Source organism: Aurantimicrobium sp. MWH-Uga1, assembly GCF_003325955.1.
In the GTDB taxonomy this organism is placed as follows: Bacteria; Actinomycetota; Actinomycetes; order Actinomycetales; family Microbacteriaceae; genus Aurantimicrobium.
The window spans coordinates 1,517,377-1,537,012 of sequence record NZ_CP030929.1 but is presented as its reverse complement, the minus strand read 5'-3'; the positions used below and the strand labels follow the sequence as shown (position 1 = coordinate 1,537,012).

Genomic DNA, 19,636 nt, shown 5'->3' with positions numbered 1-19,636 from the left:
AAACGCCTCCCTAACGGGAGGCGTTTGTTCGTTAAGTCACTGAACTTACGGAGTCAGCCGGTTTGGACCGCGGAACAGGTAGGTAACCTCGCGCAGGTTGGGCTGGTGCAGAAGCAGCATCAACACTCGTGAAAGACCCATACCGAAACCACCGTGGGGAGGAACGCCGTATCGGAAGAAGTCGAGGTAGAACTCGAGTTCCTTCGGATCCAGACCCTTTTCCCGAGCTTGGGCTTCGAGAATGTCGATGCGGTGTTCACGCTGAGCACCGGTAGTGATTTCTGTTCCACGCCAAATCAGGTCGTAGCTGTTAGTGATGGTCTGATCTTCAGCATTACGCATGTGATAGAACGGGCGAATGCTCGTTGCGTAGTCGGTGAGGAAGACAAACTCGTGACCATACTTTTCTGCAACGTAAGCTGCAATCTGGCGCTCGCCTTCGGGGTCCATGTCGTCATCGTTACGAGGAACTTCATAGCCGCGCTTGGCAACAATCTTCTTGGCTTCAGCTAGAGGAATACGGGGGAAAGGAATAGTTGGGACGACAACGTCAACGTCGAAGAGTTCCTTGATTTCCTCGCCGTGCTTTTCCTTCACGGCAGTCAATGCAGCAACAAGAAGCTCTTCCTGCATTTTCATCACGTCTTCATGGCTGTCAATCCAGCTCATCTCGGCATCAACCGAGATGAACTCGGTTGCGTGACGCGAAGTAAATGAAGGGTCAGCGCGGAAAACGGGGCCGATTTCAAAAATCTTGCCAAAGCCAGCTGACTGGGCCATCTGCTTGAAGAACTGTGGGGACTGGGCCAAATATGCCTTCCCCTCGAAGTAGTCAACCTCAAACAGCTCAGCGTTAGATTCGCTGGCACTGGCCATGAGCTTGGGAGTGTGAATCTCAATAAAGTCACGCTCAATCCAGTAGCAGCGCATTGCGTGCTCGAGAGTGGTCTCGACGCGGAAGATGAGGTTGTTGCGCGCTTCACGAAGGTCGAGGAAGCGCCAATCTAAACGCTTATCAATGCCACTGTCGGCAGCGATAGGAGTTTCAGGGTTAGCTGCGCTGACGACTTCGATGTCAGAGACTTTGATTTCTAGGCCACCGAGCTTCACACGCTCATCAAGCTTGAGTTCACCTGTGACACGGATGAAAGAACCGGTAGCTAAACCAGAAATGATGTCAGCGAGAGGATCAGATTCTTCGGCACGGGGGTGTACCAGCTGTGCTGCGCCACTCTCATCTCGGAGCACAACGAACTGTACTTTCTTCTGGTCACGGACCTTATCTACCCAACCAGCCACCGTCACGGGGCCCTCGGGAATAGTTGCCAGGTTTTTAATTACGATGCGTTCAGTCACGAGACCCAAGTTTAGCCGGCCGACTCTCGGCGAATTCACCGGAAAGGCTTCCGTAGACTTAGAAGTATGGTCGCCACGCAGTTGCACCTTGTCCGACACGGCGAGGTCTACAACCCGAATAGGGTGCTCTACGGACGCCTACCTGAATACGGACTCTCTGCGGCAGGACACCAGATGGCGGCACTCGCCGCGGAGGATTTAGCAAGCCGTGGGCGCACATTTTCTCAGCTCATTGCCTCCCCACTTCAGCGGACACAAGAGTCTGCGGCACCCGTTTCTAAGGCACTGAACTTGCCAGTGAAACTCGACGAGCGTGTGATTGAACCGACCAACGCATTTGAAGGTAAAAAAATGCGTGGACCAGAATCTGCATTGAAAGATCCTGGTAATTGGAAATACCTCATTAATCCCTTCAAGCCCAGTTGGGGTGAGCCTTACCAATCCATTGCTTCACGGATGAGAGAAGCAATGATGGACGCAGCTGTTTCTGGTACTGAAGGTGATGTTGTCATTGTCAGCCACCAATTACCCATCTGGATGGTTCACCGGGATGTCAATGGGAAAAAGTTGTTTCATGACCCCCGCTCTCGCCGGTGCACGCTCTCGAGCATTACGACTCTCGAATTGATAGACCCGCTTAAGCCTGAATTAGGTTTTGTCGAGGTTGGTTATGTTGAACCTGCCGCAGAGCTCACAGCCGCAGCATTGGATGTGGGAGCTGTATGAGTTCACGAATGACGCGCACTTTAGTTGTTGGCGTAGCTGTCATTGCACTGTCGCTAACCGGTTGTTCATCAGACCCTCTTGCTGAACAGTATCGAGAAGGTTCAAACAAGAACTACATTGCTGGAGACGGTTCAGTCACCGAGATTCTGCTGGAGAACCGTGGTGAGCCCATCACATTTACGGGCACCACTGAAAATGGTGAAACTGTTACCTCTGAGCAGTATCTCGGCAATGTTCTCGTGGTGAATTTCTGGTACGCGGGATGTGCTCCCTGCCGCGCTGAAGCAGCTGATCTCGAGCAGGTGTATCAGGAGACCTCCCCGTCCGGCGTCAATTTCTTAGGTGTCAATGTCCGTGACCAAGCAGCGACAGCAATCTCTTTCAATGAGCGATTTGGTGTGACCTACCCCAGCATCATGGATCAAAACGGGCAAGCTCAACTTTCTTTTGCCTCACAAGTTCCTCCCAACGCAGTTCCCACCACATTGGTGTTGGATGCTCAAGGACGTGTTGCAGCTCGAATTCTTGGGCAGCTGCAAAGCCCATCTATTTTGACCACGTTGATTAACGACGTTGCTGCAGAAAAGAGCACGGGTTAATGCAGAACGTGGGCGAACTGGTTTACAGCGGGCAGCTTCTTATCGCCATCCCTTTGGCAATCCTTGCCGGTCTTATTTCCTTTGCGTCACCGTGTGTGCTTCCGCTGGTACCGGGATACCTCGCCTATGTCAGTGGTGTGAGCGCGCCGGCACGTGATGCCAAAACCCGTCGCGCCAACATGTGGCGCATGGTAGCTGGGGTGTCGCTGTTCATCGCGGGATTCTCAGCGGTCTTCATTGCTTATGGTGCAGCTTTTGGGGCGGTGGGAGCTTGGCTTCTTCAATGGCAGGAACTTATTACCGTCATTCTTGGCACTGTGGTTATTGCGATGGGTTTGATTTTCATCGGCCAGTTTGGTTTCTTCCAACGCACAGCAAAGCTCAACATTTCTCCAGCAACAGGCCTTGCCGGCGCACCACTTCTTGGTGTCGTTTTCGGTTTGGGATGGACTCCCTGTATTGGCCCGACCCTCACCGCCATCTTGTCTTTGAGTATTGATACTGCCTCGCCATGGCGGGGCGCACTCTTGGGCTTTGCCTACTGCGTCGGTCTGGGTATCCCCTTCATCCTGCTTGCCTTCGGATTGAGCTGGGCAATCGGTTCCGTGGCATTCTTGAAGCGTCACATCCGCGCCATCAACATCTTTGGCGGCATTTTGCTCATCGTGTTGGGTGTACTCATGGTGACAGGATTGTGGACTCAATGGATTTATCAACTGCAGGCGGTGATCAGTAACTTTGTCCCGACCATCTGATCACTACGACTCCGCTGCTGACGCAAAAATCGTTAACCCTCAATTAGGAGTTGTTGGCTGGTTGCGTTGGTTCTGGCGTCAACTCACCAGTATGCGTACTGCATTGCTGTTGCTTCTTCTGCTCGCCATTGCTGCTGTTCCTGGATCACTGGTTCCCCAGCGCAGCTCCGATCCCAACGGTGTCAGCCAATACTTTGTTGACCACAAAGACGTGGCACCTATCTTGGATCAGTTCCAGCTCTTCGATGTCTATTCGTCAGCCTGGTTCTCAGCTATATATTTGCTTCTCTTTATTTCTCTGATTGGCTGTGTTCTTCCTCGCACGAAGCACCACTTTGAGGCATTGCGTGCACAGCCCCCGGCAACTCCGGCAAACCTGGGACGCCTTCCTGCTCATGCAGAACTCACCGTATCGGGCAAGAGTGCTGAAGAGGTGCTCGAGGCATCCAAAGCTGTGCTCAAAGCAGACCGTTACCGCGTTGCACGCTATGACCGGCCTGCAACAGGCACGGGGAAGCTCGTCAGTCCGGCAGCCATTACAGTTTCGGCAGAGCGTGGCTATATGCGGGAAACAGGAAACCTTGTTTTCCACTTTGCGCTCGTGGGTGTTCTCATTGCGGTTGGTTTCGGCGGTGGCTTTGGCTTTGCGGGCCAGCGCGCAATTTATGAGGGCCAAGCATTCACGAACAGTTTGATTGCCTTCGACTCGTTCAACCCAGGACGATTCTTCAACTCCTCTTCGTTACCGCCTTACACAATTACCTTGGACAAATTCACGACTGTTTATGAGGAACAAAACACGAACGCTATCGGGCAGCCGGTTGACTACACCGCTGAGGTGACTACCCAGGTCAAGGGGCAAGAACCCCAGAAGCAAGTCATCAAAGTTAACGAGCCTTTGCGCATCGAGGGCACTGACGTTTACCTCCTGGGTAATGGCTACGCCCCTACTGTCACTGTTCGTGACCCTGAGGGCAACGTCATATTCACCGACTCGGTGAACTTCTTGCCACAGGATAAAAACCTGACCTCACTGGGTGTGATCAAACTTCCAGATGGCCTGAAGGAACAAGTTGGCTTGATCGGGTTCTTCTACCCCACGGTCAGCGAGGGACACAGCGGAGCATTCTTCTCGATGTACCCAGACCTTGTTGATCCTCGACTTACTCTCGATGTCTACTCTGGTGACCTTGGTCTTGATGACGGTATTCCGCGTTCGGTTTATGCACTCGATACCGAAGACATGACCAAGCTTGCTGGACGCAAGGCTCCGCAGAAATCCCTCGAGATGAAAATTGGTGAAACTGTCGAGTTGCCACAAGGTTTGGGAACGGTCACGTTTGACGGGGTAAAGAAGTTTGTCTCGCTCGATATTCACCGAGATCCAACACAAGGCTGGGTGCTGTTCTTCTCCATGGCTGCGCTCGCAGGCTTGTTGGTGTCATTGTTTATCCCACGTCGACGCATGTGGGTTTCGGTCACAGAAAATTCTGATGGTTCGGTTACAGCGGAATGTGCTGGTCTGGCTCGTGGTGATGACCCAAGCTTGGAAAGTGCTGTCAATACCCTCAAAGAGAAGATTCACCGAGCTCTAGGATTGAATTCGTGACAGACACTCTTTCGCAGTATTCCGTCCTTGCCCTCTACTCTTCGATGGCGATTTACGCCATTGCCTTTGTGCTGTTCACATTAGATCTAGCCAAGGGTGCCAGTAGTGACTCTGCACCTGTGGGCGAAGCCAGCACTGTCGTGGTCGTTCCTGAACGTCGCAAGCTTGCTCGCATTGCGATGTCGCTGACGGTGTTGGGATTCATTCTCCAATTTGCTGCAACCATGATGCGAGGATTTGCTGCCTCACGAGTTCCCTGGGCGAACATGTATGAGTTCGCTATGACAGGAACTCTGGTCATTGTTGCCGTGTTCCTTATAGTCAATCTCAAATGGGATATGAAGTTCCTTGGTGCCTTCATTACCGGTTTGGTGCTGTTGCTACTGGGACTGGCTGCAACTCGTTACTACGTCGAAGTTGTTCCGCTTCCACCAGCATTGCAGTCCTACTGGTTGGTTATTCACGTCTTTGTGGCGACACTGGCAACAGGGTTCTTTGCCTTGGGCTTTGCGCTTTCTCTGATGCAACTCCTTCAGACGAAACGAGAGAATGCAGTCGCCGCCAACGAAAAGACCCGTTTGGGATTCCTCACCCGATTACCAGACTCTGTTCAACTTGAGAATTACGCCTACCGGCTCATCATCATCGGCTTTGTGTTGTGGACCTTCACTCTTATCGCCGGCGCAATCTGGGCTGAAAAGGCGTGGGGACGTTACTGGGGCTGGGACACCAAAGAAGTGTGGACCTTCATCATTTGGACCGTCTACGCCGGCTACATTCACGCCCGGTCGACACGTGGCTGGCGTGGAACACGCTCTGCGTGGCTTGCCATTGTTGGTTTCGCTGCCGTGATTTTCAACTTCACAGTAGTTAACATCTTCTTCAAGGGCTTGCACGCCTACTCAGGTTTATAGCAGGGCATAGCAGCGTTCTAGTCGCTCCTGCCACCACGAAATGGTGTCTGGAGGAGCGGCCAAGCTGCTCAGCATTTCTTCGTCCACATCAACTCTCTGGACGGGGATTGAACCTGCTTGGGCGGCTAAAGGCCTCTTGGTGACATCAGCAGCCAACAACGAGGCAGTTCCTAAACCACAGTCATACTCCAAATGCGGAAGAGCAGCTGCCGCATGCAAACCCATCGAGATGCCCACAGAAGATTCCAGCGCACTCGAGATCACGATGGGAAGAGAAACTTGCTGAGCTATCTCAAGGATGGATGAAATACCACCTAACGGCTGAGCTTTGAGCACCAGAATGTCTGCTGCGACAGCCTGGGCAACGGCAAGAGGATCGTCGGCTTTGCGGATGCTCTCATCTGCAGCGATGGGGATGTCCATGTAGTGGGTGCGCTCGCGTAGTTCAGCCAGTTCCTCGAGAGAGGAGCAGGGTTGTTCAACATATTCGAGGTCAAATTCGGCTAAAGCATGGAAAGCATGCTCTGCCTCATCAACATTCCATCCACCGTTGGCGTCTAGACGAATACGTCCTTCAGGCCCCATGACTGCACGGACAGCCCTCACTCGGGCAATGTCTTCTGCCAGTGACTGGCCTGATTCACACACCTTGACCTTGGCTGTTCTGCAGCCATCGAAGTGAGCTAAAACTTCACGGACTTGCTCGGCATCCACGGCGGGAATCGTTGCATTGACCATCACTGAATCCCGAACCAGTGGCGCTGCGGCAGTCCAGCCGAATTCAATCGCTGCCTTGAGCCAGTTCACCGCCTCATCATCGTTGTATTCAACAAAGGGGCTAAATTCAGTCCACCCTCGGGGACCTTTGAAGAGCATGATTTCTCGTGACCAGATACCACGAAATTTCACAGCAAGCGGGAGAGAGAGCACATGTGCGCTCTTTCTGAGCTCGTTGAGGGTTGGTTCCACATGCCTAGTCTCCCACTCATCGCCTGAGCTTGCGTAGGCTGGTGTTATGGCATCTGAGGTTTCTGAGATTTTTGACCCCACTGAGTGGGTTCTCGCACCCGGTTCTGAAGGGTTCACGGATATTACCTACCACCTCGACGTAATGGGGCAGGTTGCTCGTATTGCCTTTAATCGTCCTGAGGTGCGGAATGCATTTCGACCCCAAACAGTAGATGAGCTTTATCGAGCTCTCGATGATGCTAGGCAGAACAGCAAGGTTGGTGTCGTACTCATCACCGGCAACGGCCCCAGCCCAAAGGACGGCGGTTGGGCTTTTTGCTCGGGTGGGGATCAGCGAATTCGCGGAAAAGCTGGATACGAATATGCAGATGGCTCCACTGGCACAGGCCGCTTGCACATCCTGGAAGTTCAACGTCTGATCAGAACCATGCCCAAGGTCGTTATCGCAGTAGTTCCTGGATGGGCAGCCGGGGGCGGGCACTCACTGCATGTTGTGTGTGATCTGACTATTGCCAGCCGGCAGCATGCTCACTTCAAGCAAACAGATGCCGACGTTGGCTCTTTTGATGCTGGATACGGCAGCGCATATTTTGCCAGACAGGTTGGACAGAAGTTTGCGCGAGAGGTGTTCTTCCTTGCAGAGGAATACAGTGCACAACGTGCCTACGAAATGGGTGCCGTTAACAAGGTTGTTGATCATGCCGATCTCGAGACTGAAGCACTTGCCTGGGCACGCACAATTATGACGAAATCTCCTACAGCTATTCGCATGTTGAAGTTCGCCTTCAACGCGGTTGATGACGGCATCATGGGGCAACAGGTTTTTGCCGGGGAGGCGACCCGCTTGGCTTATGGCACAGATGAGGCAGTCGAAGGCAGAGACTCTTTCCTGGAAAAGCGCGAGCCTGACTGGTCTGCTTTTCCCTGGCACTACTAAAGATGACCGAGATTGTTCTCTGTGATGCCACTGCACCTGAACAGGTGCAAGAACATTTAGCGCGTGCACTCGCTGGCAAGGGACCGGCCGTCTTAGTTAGAGACCCTCGGGCATCCAGACTTGTGGCTGCCAACGAAGAGACAATTACACAGGCTCCTGATGGCACTGCGCTGCTAATCCAAACCTCGGGTACTTCTGGACGCCCCAAGGCGGTTGCTCTCAGCGCAGCTGCACTTCAAGCAAGTGCGAATGCAGCACACGAACGCTTGGGTGGACCAGGGCAATGGCTACTGGCGTTACCGCTGACCTATATCGCGGGAGTTTCTGTACTTGTTCGTTCTCTCTATTCGGACACTGATCCTGTTTTTATGTCAGCAGGACCTTTCGATGCGCAGATGTTTCTGGATGCCATTGAACAGATGACAGGACAGCGTCGCTACACAGCTCTTGTTCCTGTTCAACTAGCTCGGGTTCTCGATGAAATTGAGGAACACCCAGAGCGGGCAGAGACCGCACAGTCATTGTCTGCCATCTTGATTGGCGGCCAGGCACTTGAGCGCGAACTGCGCGAAAGAGCAGAAGAAGCAGGTCTCAATATTGTGACTACCTATGGTTCCAGTGAAACCGCAGGTGGCTGTGTCTACGACGGTGTTCCACTTCCAGGGGTGACCATTGAGATTGATCCGGACACGGGCGAAATTCTCATTGCAGCACCGCAGTTGGCAACCGAGTATGTGGGTGATCCAATCAGAAGTGCAGATGTATTCCTTAATCGGAATGGAATGAGATGGTACAGGACTGGAGATGCCGGGACTTTTGTTAATGGGGTTCTGATGGTGCTCGGACGACTCGATAGGATCATTACTTCTGGAGGTTTGAAGATCGATCTTGATGCTGTCGAGGCTGTTGTTACAGGCATCCAGGGCTGCAATTCCGGGGTTGTCGTTCATATTCCAGATTCGGAATGGGGACTTCGTCCCGCAGTGGTTATCCCTGGCGAGCCTGATGCTGGCGAGATTTCTGCAACGGTTTATGACGCTATCGTTGCGGAACTTGGACGCGTCGCAGCACCCAAAGTTGTCTGTTTCATCCCAGAGATTCCTCGGCTGAGTTCAGGCAAACCTGACATGGTTGCACTTTCCGAATATGCCTCAGCACAGAAGTAGGCTCGAGGTATGAGCACTTCCAAGAAGAAGAACCAGTCGCACAAGCCCAAACCGGCAACAGTGGGCGATTGGATTTCTGGTGCTCGCATTCGCACACTTCCTCTCGCCGTTGCCCCTGTTCTCATCGGGTCAGGCGCAGCGTCTATTGTCGACAAGTTCAATGCACCATTAGCTTTGCTGTGCCTTGTCGTTGCGCTTTCGTTGCAGATTGGAGTCAACTACTCCAATGACTATTCAGATGGCATTCGTGGCACTGATGACTTTCGTGTGGGGCCCCCTCGACTCACAGGATCTGGAGCTGTTGCACCCAAGCGGGTACTTGCAGTAGCCCTCGCTTTCTTCGCTATTGCCGCAGCGGCCGGCTTGGCTATTGAGATCATGACCCAGCTGTGGTGGATTACGGCAATCGGTGTTCTTGCTCTTGCAGCTGCCTGGTTCTACACCGGCGGCAAGCGACCATATGGATATGCCGGCTTAGGTGAAGTCATGGTGTTTATCTTCTTTGGTTTGGTTGCAACGATGGGAACAACCTATGTTCAGGCGGGGCTCGTCAATGACGAGAGCATTTTCGGTGCAGTGGGAATCGGCCTCATTTCTTGTGCGGTTCTCGTCGTCAACAACATCCGTGATATTCCCACCGACACTCAAGCTGGCAAAAAGACACTTGCCGTTCGAATGGGTGCGCGAGCTTCATCAGTCTTGTTCTGCGTGCTTATTCTTCTTCCCTTCGGAATCGCTACGTATTTAGGTTTGTTCTACCCTGTAGTGCAGTTGACCTATTTCGCGCTCTTGGCAGCGCTACCCGCATGCCTAATCACCATTACATCTAAGTCGGCACAGGAATATGTCCTCGCCCTCAAACTTTCGAGCTTGACTGGTTTGTTGTATGGCTTAGGCCTGGCCTTTGCCTTCTTCAGCTAGCAGATTCTCTACCTCAGCATCTTCGGCTTCAGCGTCTTTGTCTGCTTTTTCAGCTGCTTTGGCTGCGCGCTTTTCATACAGTGTTGTTGAGAGGGCATTGCGACGGTTCGCAAAGAAGATATAAGAAATGCAGAAACCGATAATCGCTGATAGCAGAGCTGCAAGCCAGGGAGTAATTCCCAACAAGAGCGTGATAACCAGTGGAACAGCAAAAGCAGCCAAGCGAATGAGGCTGAACCAGAGCCATTGAGTCTTTTTCACGTATTCAGTCTAAATGTCACAGGCTGTGTGCTAGCTCAGAGCCTGCCTAAACTTAGATACATCATGACTCGGTTATTCATCATCGGTATCGCTATTGCTATCGCACTCACCGTCTTTGCTTTGGTGGATGTGATATTCATGGACCGATTCCGTGTTCGCGGAGTTCCCAAGGGCTTGTGGATAGTGGTTGTCATTGTGATACCTGTCGTGGGACCTATCCTGTGGTTCACCGTTGGTCGCGGGCCCAAAGGCAAAGGCCCTCGCGGAACTATTGCTCCTGATGATGATCCAGACTTTCTCCGTGGCCTGAATTTCCCACCAAAAGATCCACCCGGCGGCTCATCGTGACCAAGGCGGCACCTTCCTCAGTTTTTGCTGCTGAGTTTCTTCCCTCTCTGATTGAGCTGGGTGTCGAACACATAGTTCTAGCTCCGGGTTCACGTTCTCAAGCACTTGCTCTTGTAGCTGCAGAACTTGAGCGTCGTGGCGATGTGAAATTACACGTACGCATCGATGAACGTATCGCTGGGTTCGTTGCACTGGGTATGGCTGTCGAAACTTCAACCCCAGCAGTAGTAATCACGACCTCGGGCTCAGCAGTAGCAAATCTGCATCCTGCTGTTCTTGAAGCTCACCATGCTGGTGTTCCCATGATTGTTGTCACAGCTGACCGTCCAGAAGAGCTTCGTGAAATCGGTAGTAACCAAACAACACATCAACATGACATTTTTGGCCCTGCAGTTCGCTTCAGCATTGACGAGCCTGCTCCAGTTCCTGGAGGAACCGTTGTTCGGCGCGCACATGAACTTGCTGAACAGGCGTGGCGAGTAGCAACAGATCCTTATGCGCCAGGCCCTGTGCATCTCAATCTTGCTTTTCGTGAGCCACTGTCCTCCCCCATTGATCTTCGCCAGCTAAGTCAGCAAACAACCAATGCGCAGATAAATTCTGAGCCAGCAATCACAGTTCAACTGGACCGAGGTCCTCGCACCATTGTTATTGCGGGAGCTGATGCTGGCCCTCGGGCTGAAGAAGTTGCCCATGAGGGTGGGTGGCCGCTGATTGCGGAGGTAACAAGTGGGGCTCGATATGGCAGGAATCTTGTTCCTGCTTATCGCCAACTCTTATCGATGCCTGAACTCACTTCCCAGATTGAACGCATTATTGTATTTGGTCACCCCACGCTCAGTCGTGAAGTTCCGGCAGTCATTGCTGACTCAACGACAGGAATTGAAACGATTGTTGTGAGGAGTCAAGCCCCAGAAGGGTATAACCCTGGTCTCAACGTTGCAGCATTCGTCAACGAGGTAGAGGTTGAACCTGGTGAGGTTGATCAGAAATGGCTCAGCCTATGGATTCACACCGGCCGGGAAGTCTTTACTGAAATTGAAACGAACAGCATTGATGCAGCACTGGCAACCGCACCCAACATTTCTGCGTCACGCTCGGAGAGCATTGAGGATAAGAAAGCATTCCTCAAAGCTGAAGTCGCAGCATCACGAGTTCCCCTCAACAGAGAACTTCTTGTAGATGCAGTCTGGCGTGCAACGTGGCCTCACGACCGTTTAGTCTTTGGCGCTTCACGATTGATTCGTGTCGCCGACAAATTTGTTGGCGGTAAGAAGATTGCCGTTCACGCTAACCGAGGTCTTGCCGGCATCGATGGCAACATCGCAACGGGCGTAGGAATTGCTTTAGCGGCAGAGGCTGCGTTGACAAGGATTGTGGTCGGCGACCTCGCAGCACTACATGATGCGGGAGCCCTTCTTTTTGGTGAGCAAGAGACCCGACCACGTGTTCAGGTCATCATCGGAAACGATGGCGGTGGAACAATCTTTGATGCTCTTGAGGTAGGACAGACCGCTCCACGTGAAAGCATGGATCGTGTCTTCCTCACTCCGCAAGAAGTTGATTTCCACGCACTAGCTACCGCATATGGCTGGAGATTCACGAGAGTGGCTACAGTGAGTGAGTTTGAACGCGCTCTAACTGCTGCAGGCGAAGGGCCAGAGATTATTGAAGTTGTGCTGACTCGTTAGCTAAAGGCGTCAATAATCGGTCGGAATTTCATTTCCGTCTCGACTAATTCCTTTTCTGGAATGGAATCAGAAACTATTCCACATCCGGCATATGCCGTGATGGTACCCCCGGAAACTTGGGCACATCGCAGTGCGATTGCCCATTCGCCGTCGCCATTTGCACCGACCCAGCCCACTGGACCGGCATATCTTCCTCGATCGAATGGTTCTAAGTCATCAATCACAGTGACTGCTACTGCCGTGGGAGTTCCTGCGACTGCTGCGGTTGGGTGCAGGGCATCCACCAAATCCAAAGATGAGGATCCGGTCGAGAGAGTTCCCGCAATATCCGTTGCCAAATGCCAGACATTAGGCAGCTTCAAGGTGAAGGGTGAATCGCTGACCGTGAGTGCTCCCGTGAAGGGTGCAAGAGCATCTAAAACAGAACGGGTCGCAAAGCCATGTTCGTCGAGATCTTTGTGGCTCGATGCAAGAGCGGCAGCGCTTTCAAGATCAGAGTTTGTGTCACTTCCTCTACGTGCTGTTCCCGCCAATACTCGAGCCTGAACTTTGTTTCCGTGCACACCGACCAAGGTTTCCGGACTCGAACCAAACAATCCGTCGACACTGAACGTCCAACAGTCGGGATAGCTTTCAGCTAAGCGTTTTAGAGGAAAGCGAAGATCTGAGTTCTCGGAAAGACTTCCCTGGAGATCGCGTGAGAGAACAACCTTGTCGACCTCACCCGTGTTGATGCGTTCCACAGCACGACTGACAGAAGAAAGGAAGCTTGCCTCTGTCTGGGCACCCTCTCTCAGAGTGACATGAGGAGTAGTTCCAGTTTTTCCTGATGTCGAAATCAGTTCCTCAAGAATGTTCTGTGCTTCCTCCAGACTCAGTGGTAAAACCGATTCTGACGCTGGGTGAATACGAGTAAGCCATGAGGTTCCACCGCGGCGACCAACAATCAGTCGAGGAATGATGAGAACGCTGGAAACGGCAGATGTGTATCGGAATCCAAAAGTGCCAAAAGCCATCAAGCCCGTGCCAGGAAGCTTTACCTGATCTCTGATCTCAGCGGAGGAAACAATTTCTTGCCAGTCAGCGGCTGCTTCCCTAAAACGATCCTTGCCACGGAACACACGTGTGATGAGCGGGTCGTGGCCAACCATTCCCTCATTGCGCCTCCACCACAGCAGAGGAGACGACGGCGCAAGCAGATCCAGCAACTCTGGAATCTGCTCCAATGGCACCGTTTCGACAACGAGACCAACTTGTGTATTCACACTCACTCGAGACAGCCTACGCCTGCGCCGTAGACTTCTCTTGTGACTACTGCTGACCTATCGAAAAAGCCCGAGGACGTCTCTGCCATGTTTGACGACGTAGCCGCAGGCTACGACGTCACAAACAGCCTGCTTTCGGCAGGTAATGCAACCCTGTGGCGAATCTCCACGACCCGTGCTGTCAACCCACAGCCATCTGAGCGGGTACTGGACCTCGCAGCTGGAACGGGCACAAGTTCAGCAGCGTTGGCCAAGTCTGGTGCGCATGTGGTGGCTGCTGATTTCTCTCCCGGGATGATTGAGGTCGGCCGCAAGAAGCATGGCAAGAATCCACTCATCGAGTTCGTTCAAGCAGATGCAACCGCTCTTCCGTTTGAGGACAACAGCTTTGATGCCGTGACAATGTCTTTCGGTCTTCGGAATGTTGTTCAGCCGAAGAAAGCTCTTGCTGAGCTCTACCGAGTGACCAAACCTGGTGGACGCATTGTCATTTGTGAGTTCTCCACTCCACCAGCTGCGCCCATTCGTGCGAGTTACAACTTCTACCTGCGTAAGGTCATGCCACTGGTAGCAAAAGTTTCCAGCTCAAACACGGAGGCCTACACCTACTTGGCAGACTCCATCGAGGATTGGCCAAACCAATCCACTCTTGCCAGCTGGATTCGTGAGGCAGGTTTTGAGAAAGTGGCATACCGCAATCTCACAGCTGGAGTTGTGGCGCTTCACCGCGGAATCAAACCTGTTTCATAGTGAGGACTAGGCTGAACGGGTGAGTACGAGCGTGAGTGGTGTAGCAGGACGTCTTTCCCTGCGTCAACGACTTTTCGCCAGTCCAGAAACTAAACAGCTCGCGGACACCATCGACGCTGGTTTGGCCTTAATCGAAGAAGGTCTCAGCACAGAACTTCATTTCGCAGATGCGCTCGCCGATGTGTCAGGCCGTTACCTTTACGGGGCCGGAGGCAAGCGCGTTCGCCCCATGCTGACGCTGCTCACTGCGCAGCTGGGCAATGGTGCAACACCTGAAGTTGTTACGGCATCGCAAGCAATCGAAATCACTCATTTGGCTTCGTTGTATCACGATGACGTTATGGACGAAGCTCCGCTTCGTCGCGGTGTTCCCAGTGCACATGAGGTGTGGGGAAACTCGGTAGCTATCCTCACCGGAGATCTTCTCTTCTCCAGAGCCAGCACGCTGATGACACGTCTCGGTGAGAAAGCAATGCTGCTACAAGCAGAAACCTTTGAACGGTTGTGCCTGGGTCAGCTCCATGAAACTGTGGGCCCACGTCCAGATGAAGACCCTGTCTCTCATTACATCCAGGTTTTGGCAGATAAGACGGGATCTCTGATTTCTGCTGCAGCACGTTGTGGCATTGTTTACTCTGGTGCACCTCGCGAATTCGAGGAACCTATGGTGGAGTTTGGTGAAAAGATTGGTGTCGCTTTCCAGCTCGCCGATGACGTACTTGATCTTTCTCCCGAATCAGCTGCCACGGGTAAACAAGCGGGAACTGATCTGCGCGCAGGCGTTCCCACTCTGCCCACATTGCTGCTTGAAAAGCAGGGACACACGGACCCTGCAGCAGCTGCATTGTTGGCTCGCATTCGCGCTGATGCCGATGAAGAATCTGTTGAGGCGGACGCTGACCTGCAGCTCGCCATCACTGAGCTCTATGCGCACCCGGTTACCCAAGCCACCCGTGAAGAAGCCCGGCGTTGGGCACACGAAGCTGTTGCTGCTCTCGAGCCACTACCTGCAGGTCCGGTGAAAACAGCTCTCTCTGCTTTTGCTGAGCACGTCGTTTCTCGCTCTGCCTAACCGTCATGGCTAAACCTCGAGTTGATGCGGCTGACGGTCAACAGGCCGTTCATGCCGTTATGGAAGGTTCCTCTGAGCGCAACGATGTTGCTACTGCAGTGAGATATCTGCTTCAGTTGGTCACCGACTGTGCACCTGGCCATACCGTTGAGCTACGCGTACCGCCCTTCGGAGCCATCCAGTGCGTGGAAGGGCCGGAACATACTCGGGGAACACCCCCGAATGTAGTGGAGATGGATCCTGCGACCTGGATTGCGATAGCGACGGGTCAACAAACCTGGAGTGAAGCCTATGACCAGGGCAAGATCAGTGCATCAGGTGTTCGCAGTGATGTGAGCTACCTCTTTCCACTGGCACAATGGTGACATGAGCGAAAAAGAAACAGTCACCACTGAGCAGGTCGTTGTTCGACGTTCTCCCAAGTTTTTAACCTTTATGGTCGTAGGAATCATCTTCGGCATCATTGCCGCATTAATTCTGACCTTTGCGTTCCCCAACAACAGTGAGTTCACCTTGACCCAGATTTTTGGCTTCATGATGCTCATCACAGGAACCATCGGTGGAACACTCGGGCTTATCTTTGCCCTCATTGTTGACCGCTATTACTCGCGCCACGTCACGACAGTTACAGCTCAAAAGACCGAAGTAACCTCAGAGTAATTAGCTCAACTGGTTGCGCTCGACCCAGTCGAGGTATTCCGGAGTAATCGTTCCGGTGACGTATTCGCCTGTGAAGCAGCTCAAGTCAAGACCTGTGAGGTTGGAACCTTCCATGATGGCCGCTTCCATATCAGCTACTTCTTGATAAATCAGGTGGTCTGCACCAAGCTCTTGAGCAATTTCTGGAATTTTCCGGCCGTGTGCGATGAGTTCCTGACGTGAAGGCATGTTGATGCCGTACACGTGGGGGTAGCGCACGGGAGGAGCAGCTGAGGTAAAGGTCACCTTGTTTGCTCCAGCGGCACGAGCCATCTCAACGATTTCACGAGAGGTTGTTCCACGCACAATTGAATCGTCCACGATGAGGACATTCTTGCCTTTGAACTCAGTGGACATGGCATTGAGTTTTTGGCGGACAGAACGCTTGCGCTGAGCCTGGCCGGGCATGATGAAGGTGCGACCGACGTAACGGTTCTTGAAGAAGCCTTCGCGGTATTCCACACCCAGTGTGCGGGCAACCTGCATCGCTGAGGGGCGAGAAGAGTCAGGAATGGGCATCACAACATCAATGTCGCCAAGCGGAGCATGTTGTGCAATGGTGGCTGCCAAACGATCACCCATGCGCAGACGCGTTTCGTAAACAGAGATGCCGTTCATCACTGAGTCAGGACGAGCGAGGTAGACGTACTCAAAGGAGCATGGTCGAAGAATGGGGTTCTCTGCACACTGGTGGGTGTAGAGGGTTCCATCTTGGGTAATGAAAACGGCCTCACCTGGTTCCACGTCGCGCACGATTTCGTAACCGCCACTTTCGAGAACGAGTGACTCTGAAGCAACGATGTAGTCAGTCTTGCCATTGTCCATTTCTCGTTTACCCAGGATCAGTGGGCGAATACCGAAAGGATCGCGGAAGGCGAGCAAACCGTGACCGGAAATAATCGCGATAGCGGCGTAGGAACCTTCCACGCGCTTATGCAGGTTTGCAACTGCATGGAATATGTTCTCTGGGCTCAAGTCGGAGCCTGAGATGGTGCTTTGTAGTTCAGTGGCAAGAACATTGAGCAGTAGTTCAGTGTCACTGGATGTGTTGACGTGTCGGCGGTCAATGTTGAATAAGTCTTTGGTCAGTTCACGAGTGTTGGTGAGATTACCGTTGTGAACCAAGATGATGCCGTAGGGGGCATTCACATAAAACGGTTGAGCTTCTTCTTCGTTAGAGGCGGCACCAGCTGTGGCATATCGCACGTGACCAAGGCCCACGTTTCCCACCAGAGTGCGCATGTCACGAGTACGGAAACCCTCGCGTACCTGACCCTTGGTCTTGTGCATGTGCAGGCGTGAACCATCTGCGGTTGCGATACCAGTGGAGTCTTGACCACGGTGTTGCAGAAGCAACAGAGCGTCATAGATTTGTTGGTTGACTGGCTCAGTAGAGACGATTCCGACGATGCCACACATGTGCGGTGGTAGCTCCTGAAATTTGAGGTGCGTTGAGGAGCTCTCGTGAGTTCCTAGACAAGTCTGGCACATCTTTCCTGAGGATAGACTTGAGCATGTGAGCCAGAATTCTTCCTACGCACGTGCAGGTGTTGATACCGCAGCCGGTGATCTTGCAGTCGAACTCATGAAGGCCAGCGTTAAGGCCACCCACGGTGCTGAAATTCTTGGCGGAGTAGGCGGCTTTGCCGGCCTTTTCGATGTTTCTTTTCTGAAAAATTTTGATCGCCCGTTGCTTGCAACAAGCACCGATGGCGTAGGAACCAAAGTCGCCATCGCTCAGGCGCTGGATAAGCACGACACCATAGGCCAAGACTTGGTCGGCATGGTCGTCGACGACATCATTGTCTGCGGTGCTCGCCCACTGTTCATGACCGATTACATTGCCTGTGGCAAGGTTTACCCTGAGCGCATCGCTGCCATCGTGAAGGGCATCGCAGATGCTTGCTTGGCAACAGGCACTGCTTTGGTTGGTGGAGAAACAGCGGAGCACCCAGGACTTCTCGGCGTTGACGACTACGACGTTGCCGGTGCCGCTGTTGGTGTTGTCGAAGCTGCTGATGCTTTGGGCGCTGAGCGTGTTCTCAACGGCGATGTTGTGATCGCCATGGAATCCTCAGGCCTGCACTCTAATGGCTACTCTCTCGTGCGGCACATCCTGGCCGAAAACAAGCTGAGCTACGACAGCACCTCAGTAGACTTTGGCGGCGTTGTGGGTGAGGTTCTTCTCGAGCCCACTCGTTTGTACACCGGACCACTCGTCGAAGTTCTCGGCGACCCCGCCTTGGCTGGAAGTATCCACGCCCTGAGCCACGTCACCGGCGGAGGTATTGCTGCGAACTTGGCACGGGTACTTCCTGTTGGCTCCTGGGTTGAGGTGGATCGTTCCACTTGGTCACCTGGAAATGTGTTCCGTGTCCTCACCTCGCTTTCTGGTGAAAGCCTGGAAAGCACCGAGGGAACCTGGAATTTAGGCATTGGAATGTTTGCCGTTGTTTCCTCCGGCGCAGCATCCGCTGTGACTCAGAAACTCTCCGAGCTGGGTATTCCTGCCTGGGTAGTGGGAATGGTGTCCACCTCCGAGCGTGACTTCACTGGATTTGAACAGGGTGCCAAAGGTGTCAACGGTGGTGCTGTTCGTCTCGTCGGCAGCTACAGCAACTAAGCATCTCCATGATTCTGCCCCTCCTTATCACTGGAGCAGTGGGTGGATTTCTTTCTGGCTTCTTCGGAGTTGGCGGTGGAATCATCATGGTTCCCCTGCTCATGCTGTGGGCAAAACTTGATCAACGCCGTGCCTCTGCAACATCTCTTCTGGCAATCGTTCCTACCTCCATCGTGGGCGCCTTCACCTATGGGATTAACCAGCAGGTAGATTTTGCAGTCGCCGGTTTGGTGGCACTGGGAGCAATCGTCGGGGCACCGCTCGGTTCAAAACTTTTGCGCGTGCTACCCATAGCTGTGATCCACTGGACCTTCGTCGCCATGATGCTCATCGAAGCCGGGCGTCTCTTGTTTGTGGCTGAACAGACAGGCGGCACGTTCACGATGAGTGTAGGCAATGCTTTCGCTTTGATTGGTCTTGGACTGTTGATGGGTGTCGCCTCGGGAATGCTCGGTATTGGCGGAGGAGTTATTGCTGTTCCGGTATTTATGTCGTTCTTTGGCCTGAGCGCACTGCTGGCTAAAGGAACATCTTTGCTTGCCATGGTTCCCACTGCTATCGCCGGAACAATACCTAATCTGCGCGCAGGATTAGTCGTGCTCAAAGAGGGCTTGATTGTAGGAGCTGCCGCTGTGGCTGCATCATTTGGTGGGGTAGCGCTCGCGTTTATCTTGCCGGAGCGACTATCTACTCAGCTGTTTGGCTTGTTGCTGTTGTTTGTTGCACTGCAGAGCGCATATCGCAGAATGCGGGCCCAGAAAAAGAATTAGGCAGAAGCCGTAGCTTCACTTTCCTCGTCTTCGTCGTCTGGGTACAGGTCTGCCCACTTGTCCACGTATTCGTCACTGTCGGAAGCGTGGCCAATCTCTTTCTCGAGTGCAGAAAGGTCAGTAGCAGGGCTGAAGTATTTCAGCTCACGCGCAACTTTAGTGTGCTTCGCTTTTTGACGGCCACGCCCCATGCGAGAACCCTTAC

Annotated in this window: 22 protein-coding genes; 16 read left to right on the top strand and 6 right to left on the bottom strand. The window is 53.0% G+C overall.

Annotated elements, in window-relative coordinates:
• Positions 1-45: 45 nt before the first annotated feature.
• Positions 46-1,356, bottom strand: coding sequence for an aspartate--tRNA(Asn) ligase (gene aspS / locus AURUGA1_RS07600; protein WP_114129585.1), 1,311 nt, complete (start codon positions 1,354-1,356; stop codon positions 46-48).
• A gap of 66 nt (positions 1,357-1,422) precedes the next feature.
• On the opposite strand from aspS, the gene AURUGA1_RS07595 reads away from it, so the two are divergent.
• From AURUGA1_RS07595 to ccsB, 5 genes are read left to right on the top strand one after another with little or no spacing between them, the layout of a single operon-like run.
• Positions 1,423-2,082, top strand: coding sequence for a histidine phosphatase family protein (locus AURUGA1_RS07595; protein ID WP_114129584.1), 660 nt, complete (start codon positions 1,423-1,425; stop codon positions 2,080-2,082).
• Between the two features lie 8 nt (positions 2,083-2,090).
• Positions 2,091-2,681, top strand: coding sequence for a TlpA disulfide reductase family protein (locus tag AURUGA1_RS07590; protein WP_240187362.1), 591 nt, complete (start codon positions 2,091-2,093; stop codon positions 2,679-2,681).
• Positions 2,681-3,436, top strand: a complete 756-nt coding sequence (locus AURUGA1_RS07585) for a cytochrome c biogenesis CcdA family protein (protein WP_114129582.1) — start codon at positions 2,681-2,683, stop codon at positions 3,434-3,436. The genes AURUGA1_RS07590 and AURUGA1_RS07585 overlap by 1 nt, the downstream gene beginning before the upstream one ends.
• Positions 3,420-5,045 (top strand): cytochrome c biogenesis protein ResB, encoded by a 1,626-nt coding sequence (locus tag AURUGA1_RS07580; RefSeq protein ID WP_114129581.1) that lies wholly within the window; start codon positions 3,420-3,422, stop codon positions 5,043-5,045. The genes AURUGA1_RS07585 and AURUGA1_RS07580 overlap by 17 nt, the downstream gene beginning before the upstream one ends.
• Before the next feature lie 44 nt (positions 5,046-5,089).
• Positions 5,090-5,959 carry a c-type cytochrome biogenesis protein CcsB gene (ccsB, locus tag AURUGA1_RS07575; RefSeq protein WP_114129762.1) on the top strand — a complete coding sequence of 290 codons (870 nt, stop codon included), beginning with the start codon at positions 5,090-5,092 and terminating at the stop codon, positions 5,957-5,959.
• Here ccsB and AURUGA1_RS07570 read toward each other — a convergent pair.
• A complete protein-coding gene (locus AURUGA1_RS07570) occupies positions 5,954-6,928 on the bottom strand; it encodes an o-succinylbenzoate synthase (protein WP_114129580.1) in 975 nt (324 codons plus the stop codon). The two genes, ccsB and AURUGA1_RS07570, sit on opposite strands and share 6 nt — an antisense overlap.
• A 46-nt stretch (positions 6,929-6,974) precedes the next feature.
• Between AURUGA1_RS07570 and AURUGA1_RS07565 the strand changes: the two genes are divergently transcribed.
• From AURUGA1_RS07565 to AURUGA1_RS07555, 3 genes are read left to right on the top strand one after another with little or no spacing between them, the layout of a single operon-like run.
• The gene (locus AURUGA1_RS07565) at positions 6,975-7,865 is read left to right on the top strand and encodes a 1,4-dihydroxy-2-naphthoyl-CoA synthase (protein ID WP_114129579.1); all 891 of its coding nucleotides are present in this window, start codon (positions 6,975-6,977) and stop codon (positions 7,863-7,865) included.
• Positions 7,866-7,867: 2 nt separating this feature from the next.
• Positions 7,868-9,031: an AMP-binding protein gene (locus AURUGA1_RS07560; protein ID WP_114129578.1), complete on the top strand. Its 1,164-nt coding sequence runs from the start codon at positions 7,868-7,870 to the stop codon at positions 9,029-9,031.
• A 9-nt stretch (positions 9,032-9,040) separates the two neighbouring features.
• The gene (locus tag AURUGA1_RS07555) at positions 9,041-9,952 is read left to right on the top strand and encodes a 1,4-dihydroxy-2-naphthoate polyprenyltransferase (protein ID WP_114129577.1); all 912 of its coding nucleotides are present in this window, start codon (positions 9,041-9,043) and stop codon (positions 9,950-9,952) included.
• On the opposite strand, the gene AURUGA1_RS07550 is transcribed toward AURUGA1_RS07555, so the two are convergent.
• Positions 9,923-10,213, bottom strand: coding sequence for a DUF4229 domain-containing protein (locus AURUGA1_RS07550; RefSeq protein ID WP_114129576.1), 291 nt, complete (start codon positions 10,211-10,213; stop codon positions 9,923-9,925). The two genes, AURUGA1_RS07555 and AURUGA1_RS07550, sit on opposite strands and share 30 nt — an antisense overlap.
• A 63-nt stretch (positions 10,214-10,276) precedes the next feature.
• On the opposite strand from AURUGA1_RS07550, the gene AURUGA1_RS07545 reads away from it, so the two are divergent.
• Together AURUGA1_RS07545 and menD are read left to right on the top strand one after the other, a co-directional pair.
• Entirely contained in the window at positions 10,277-10,561 is a 285-nt protein-coding gene (locus AURUGA1_RS07545) for a PLDc N-terminal domain-containing protein (protein WP_114129575.1), read from the top strand.
• Positions 10,558-12,252, top strand: coding sequence for a 2-succinyl-5-enolpyruvyl-6-hydroxy-3-cyclohexene-1-carboxylic-acid synthase (gene menD / locus AURUGA1_RS07540; RefSeq protein ID WP_240187361.1), 1,695 nt, complete (start codon positions 10,558-10,560; stop codon positions 12,250-12,252). Before AURUGA1_RS07545 ends, menD begins: the two co-directional genes overlap by 4 nt.
• Here menD and AURUGA1_RS07535 read toward each other — a convergent pair.
• Entirely contained in the window at positions 12,249-13,523 is a 1,275-nt protein-coding gene (locus AURUGA1_RS07535; protein WP_371412357.1) for an isochorismate synthase MenF, read from the bottom strand. The genes menD and AURUGA1_RS07535 overlap by 4 nt on opposite strands.
• Before the next feature lie 36 nt (positions 13,524-13,559).
• On the opposite strand from AURUGA1_RS07535, the gene ubiE reads away from it, so the two are divergent.
• The 4 genes from ubiE to AURUGA1_RS07515 are packed head-to-tail and all read left to right on the top strand — an operon-like array spanning position 13,560 to position 15,999.
• The gene (gene ubiE / locus AURUGA1_RS07530; protein ID WP_096383127.1) at positions 13,560-14,267 is read left to right on the top strand and encodes a bifunctional demethylmenaquinone methyltransferase/2-methoxy-6-polyprenyl-1,4-benzoquinol methylase UbiE; all 708 of its coding nucleotides are present in this window, start codon (positions 13,560-13,562) and stop codon (positions 14,265-14,267) included.
• A 19-nt stretch (positions 14,268-14,286) separates the two neighbouring features.
• Positions 14,287-15,339, top strand: coding sequence for a polyprenyl synthetase family protein (locus tag AURUGA1_RS07525; protein WP_114129573.1), 1,053 nt, complete (start codon positions 14,287-14,289; stop codon positions 15,337-15,339).
• A gap of 5 nt (positions 15,340-15,344) precedes the next feature.
• Complete coding sequence (locus AURUGA1_RS07520; RefSeq protein WP_114129572.1) at positions 15,345-15,704, top strand: sterol carrier family protein; 360 nt, start codon at positions 15,345-15,347, stop codon at positions 15,702-15,704.
• Between the two features lies 1 nt (position 15,705).
• Complete coding sequence (locus AURUGA1_RS07515; RefSeq protein ID WP_114129571.1) at positions 15,706-15,999, top strand: hypothetical protein; 294 nt, start codon at positions 15,706-15,708, stop codon at positions 15,997-15,999.
• Here AURUGA1_RS07515 and purF read toward each other — a convergent pair whose 3' ends face one another.
• Complete coding sequence (purF, locus tag AURUGA1_RS07510; protein ID WP_114129570.1) at positions 16,000-17,457, bottom strand: amidophosphoribosyltransferase; 1,458 nt, start codon at positions 17,455-17,457, stop codon at positions 16,000-16,002.
• A 97-nt stretch (positions 17,458-17,554) separates the two neighbouring features.
• Here purF and purM point away from each other — a divergent pair, with 97 nt between their 5' ends.
• Together purM and AURUGA1_RS07500 are read left to right on the top strand one after the other, a co-directional pair.
• Positions 17,555-18,661 carry a phosphoribosylformylglycinamidine cyclo-ligase gene (purM, locus tag AURUGA1_RS07505; protein ID WP_114129569.1) on the top strand — a complete coding sequence of 369 codons (1,107 nt, stop codon included), beginning with the start codon at positions 17,555-17,557 and terminating at the stop codon, positions 18,659-18,661.
• An 8-nt stretch (positions 18,662-18,669) separates the two neighbouring features.
• Entirely contained in the window at positions 18,670-19,431 is a 762-nt protein-coding gene (locus tag AURUGA1_RS07500) for a sulfite exporter TauE/SafE family protein (RefSeq protein WP_114129568.1), read from the top strand.
• On the opposite strand, the gene AURUGA1_RS07495 is transcribed toward AURUGA1_RS07500, so the two are convergent.
• Positions 19,428-19,622: a DUF3073 domain-containing protein gene (locus AURUGA1_RS07495; protein ID WP_114129567.1), complete on the bottom strand. Its 195-nt coding sequence runs from the start codon at positions 19,620-19,622 to the stop codon at positions 19,428-19,430. The two genes, AURUGA1_RS07500 and AURUGA1_RS07495, sit on opposite strands and share 4 nt — an antisense overlap.
• Positions 19,623-19,636 lie beyond the last annotated feature (14 nt).

Bases quoted from the DNA above. Each gene is read 5' to 3' on its own strand.
- AURUGA1_RS07590 (WP_240187362.1), top strand. From the start codon at position 2,091: ATGACGCGCACTTTAGTTGTTGGCGTAGCTGTCATTGCACTGTCGCTA.
- AURUGA1_RS07545 (WP_114129575.1), top strand. From the start codon at position 10,277: ATGACTCGGTTATTCATCATCGGTATCGCTATTGCTATCGCACTCACC.
- AURUGA1_RS07495 (WP_114129567.1), bottom strand. From the start codon at position 19,622: ATGGGGCGTGGCCGTCAAAAAGCGAAGCACACTAAAGTTGCGCGTGAG.
- AURUGA1_RS07565 (WP_114129579.1), top strand. From the start codon at position 6,975: ATGGCATCTGAGGTTTCTGAGATTTTTGACCCCACTGAGTGGGTTCTC.
- AURUGA1_RS07595 (WP_114129584.1), top strand. From the start codon at position 1,423: ATGGTCGCCACGCAGTTGCACCTTGTCCGACACGGCGAGGTCTACAAC.
- AURUGA1_RS07560 (WP_114129578.1), top strand. From the start codon at position 7,868: ATGACCGAGATTGTTCTCTGTGATGCCACTGCACCTGAACAGGTGCAA.
- purF (WP_114129570.1), bottom strand. From the start codon at position 17,457: ATGTGTGGCATCGTCGGAATCGTCTCTACTGAGCCAGTCAACCAACAA.
- ccsB (WP_114129762.1), top strand. From the start codon at position 5,090: ATGGCGATTTACGCCATTGCCTTTGTGCTGTTCACATTAGATCTAGCC.
- AURUGA1_RS07515 (WP_114129571.1), top strand. From the start codon at position 15,706: ATGAGCGAAAAAGAAACAGTCACCACTGAGCAGGTCGTTGTTCGACGT.
- AURUGA1_RS07520 (WP_114129572.1), top strand. From the start codon at position 15,345: ATGGCTAAACCTCGAGTTGATGCGGCTGACGGTCAACAGGCCGTTCAT.
- AURUGA1_RS07585 (WP_114129582.1), top strand. From the start codon at position 2,681: ATGCAGAACGTGGGCGAACTGGTTTACAGCGGGCAGCTTCTTATCGCC.
- AURUGA1_RS07500 (WP_114129568.1), top strand. From the start codon at position 18,670: ATGATTCTGCCCCTCCTTATCACTGGAGCAGTGGGTGGATTTCTTTCT.
- AURUGA1_RS07555 (WP_114129577.1), top strand. From the start codon at position 9,041: ATGAGCACTTCCAAGAAGAAGAACCAGTCGCACAAGCCCAAACCGGCA.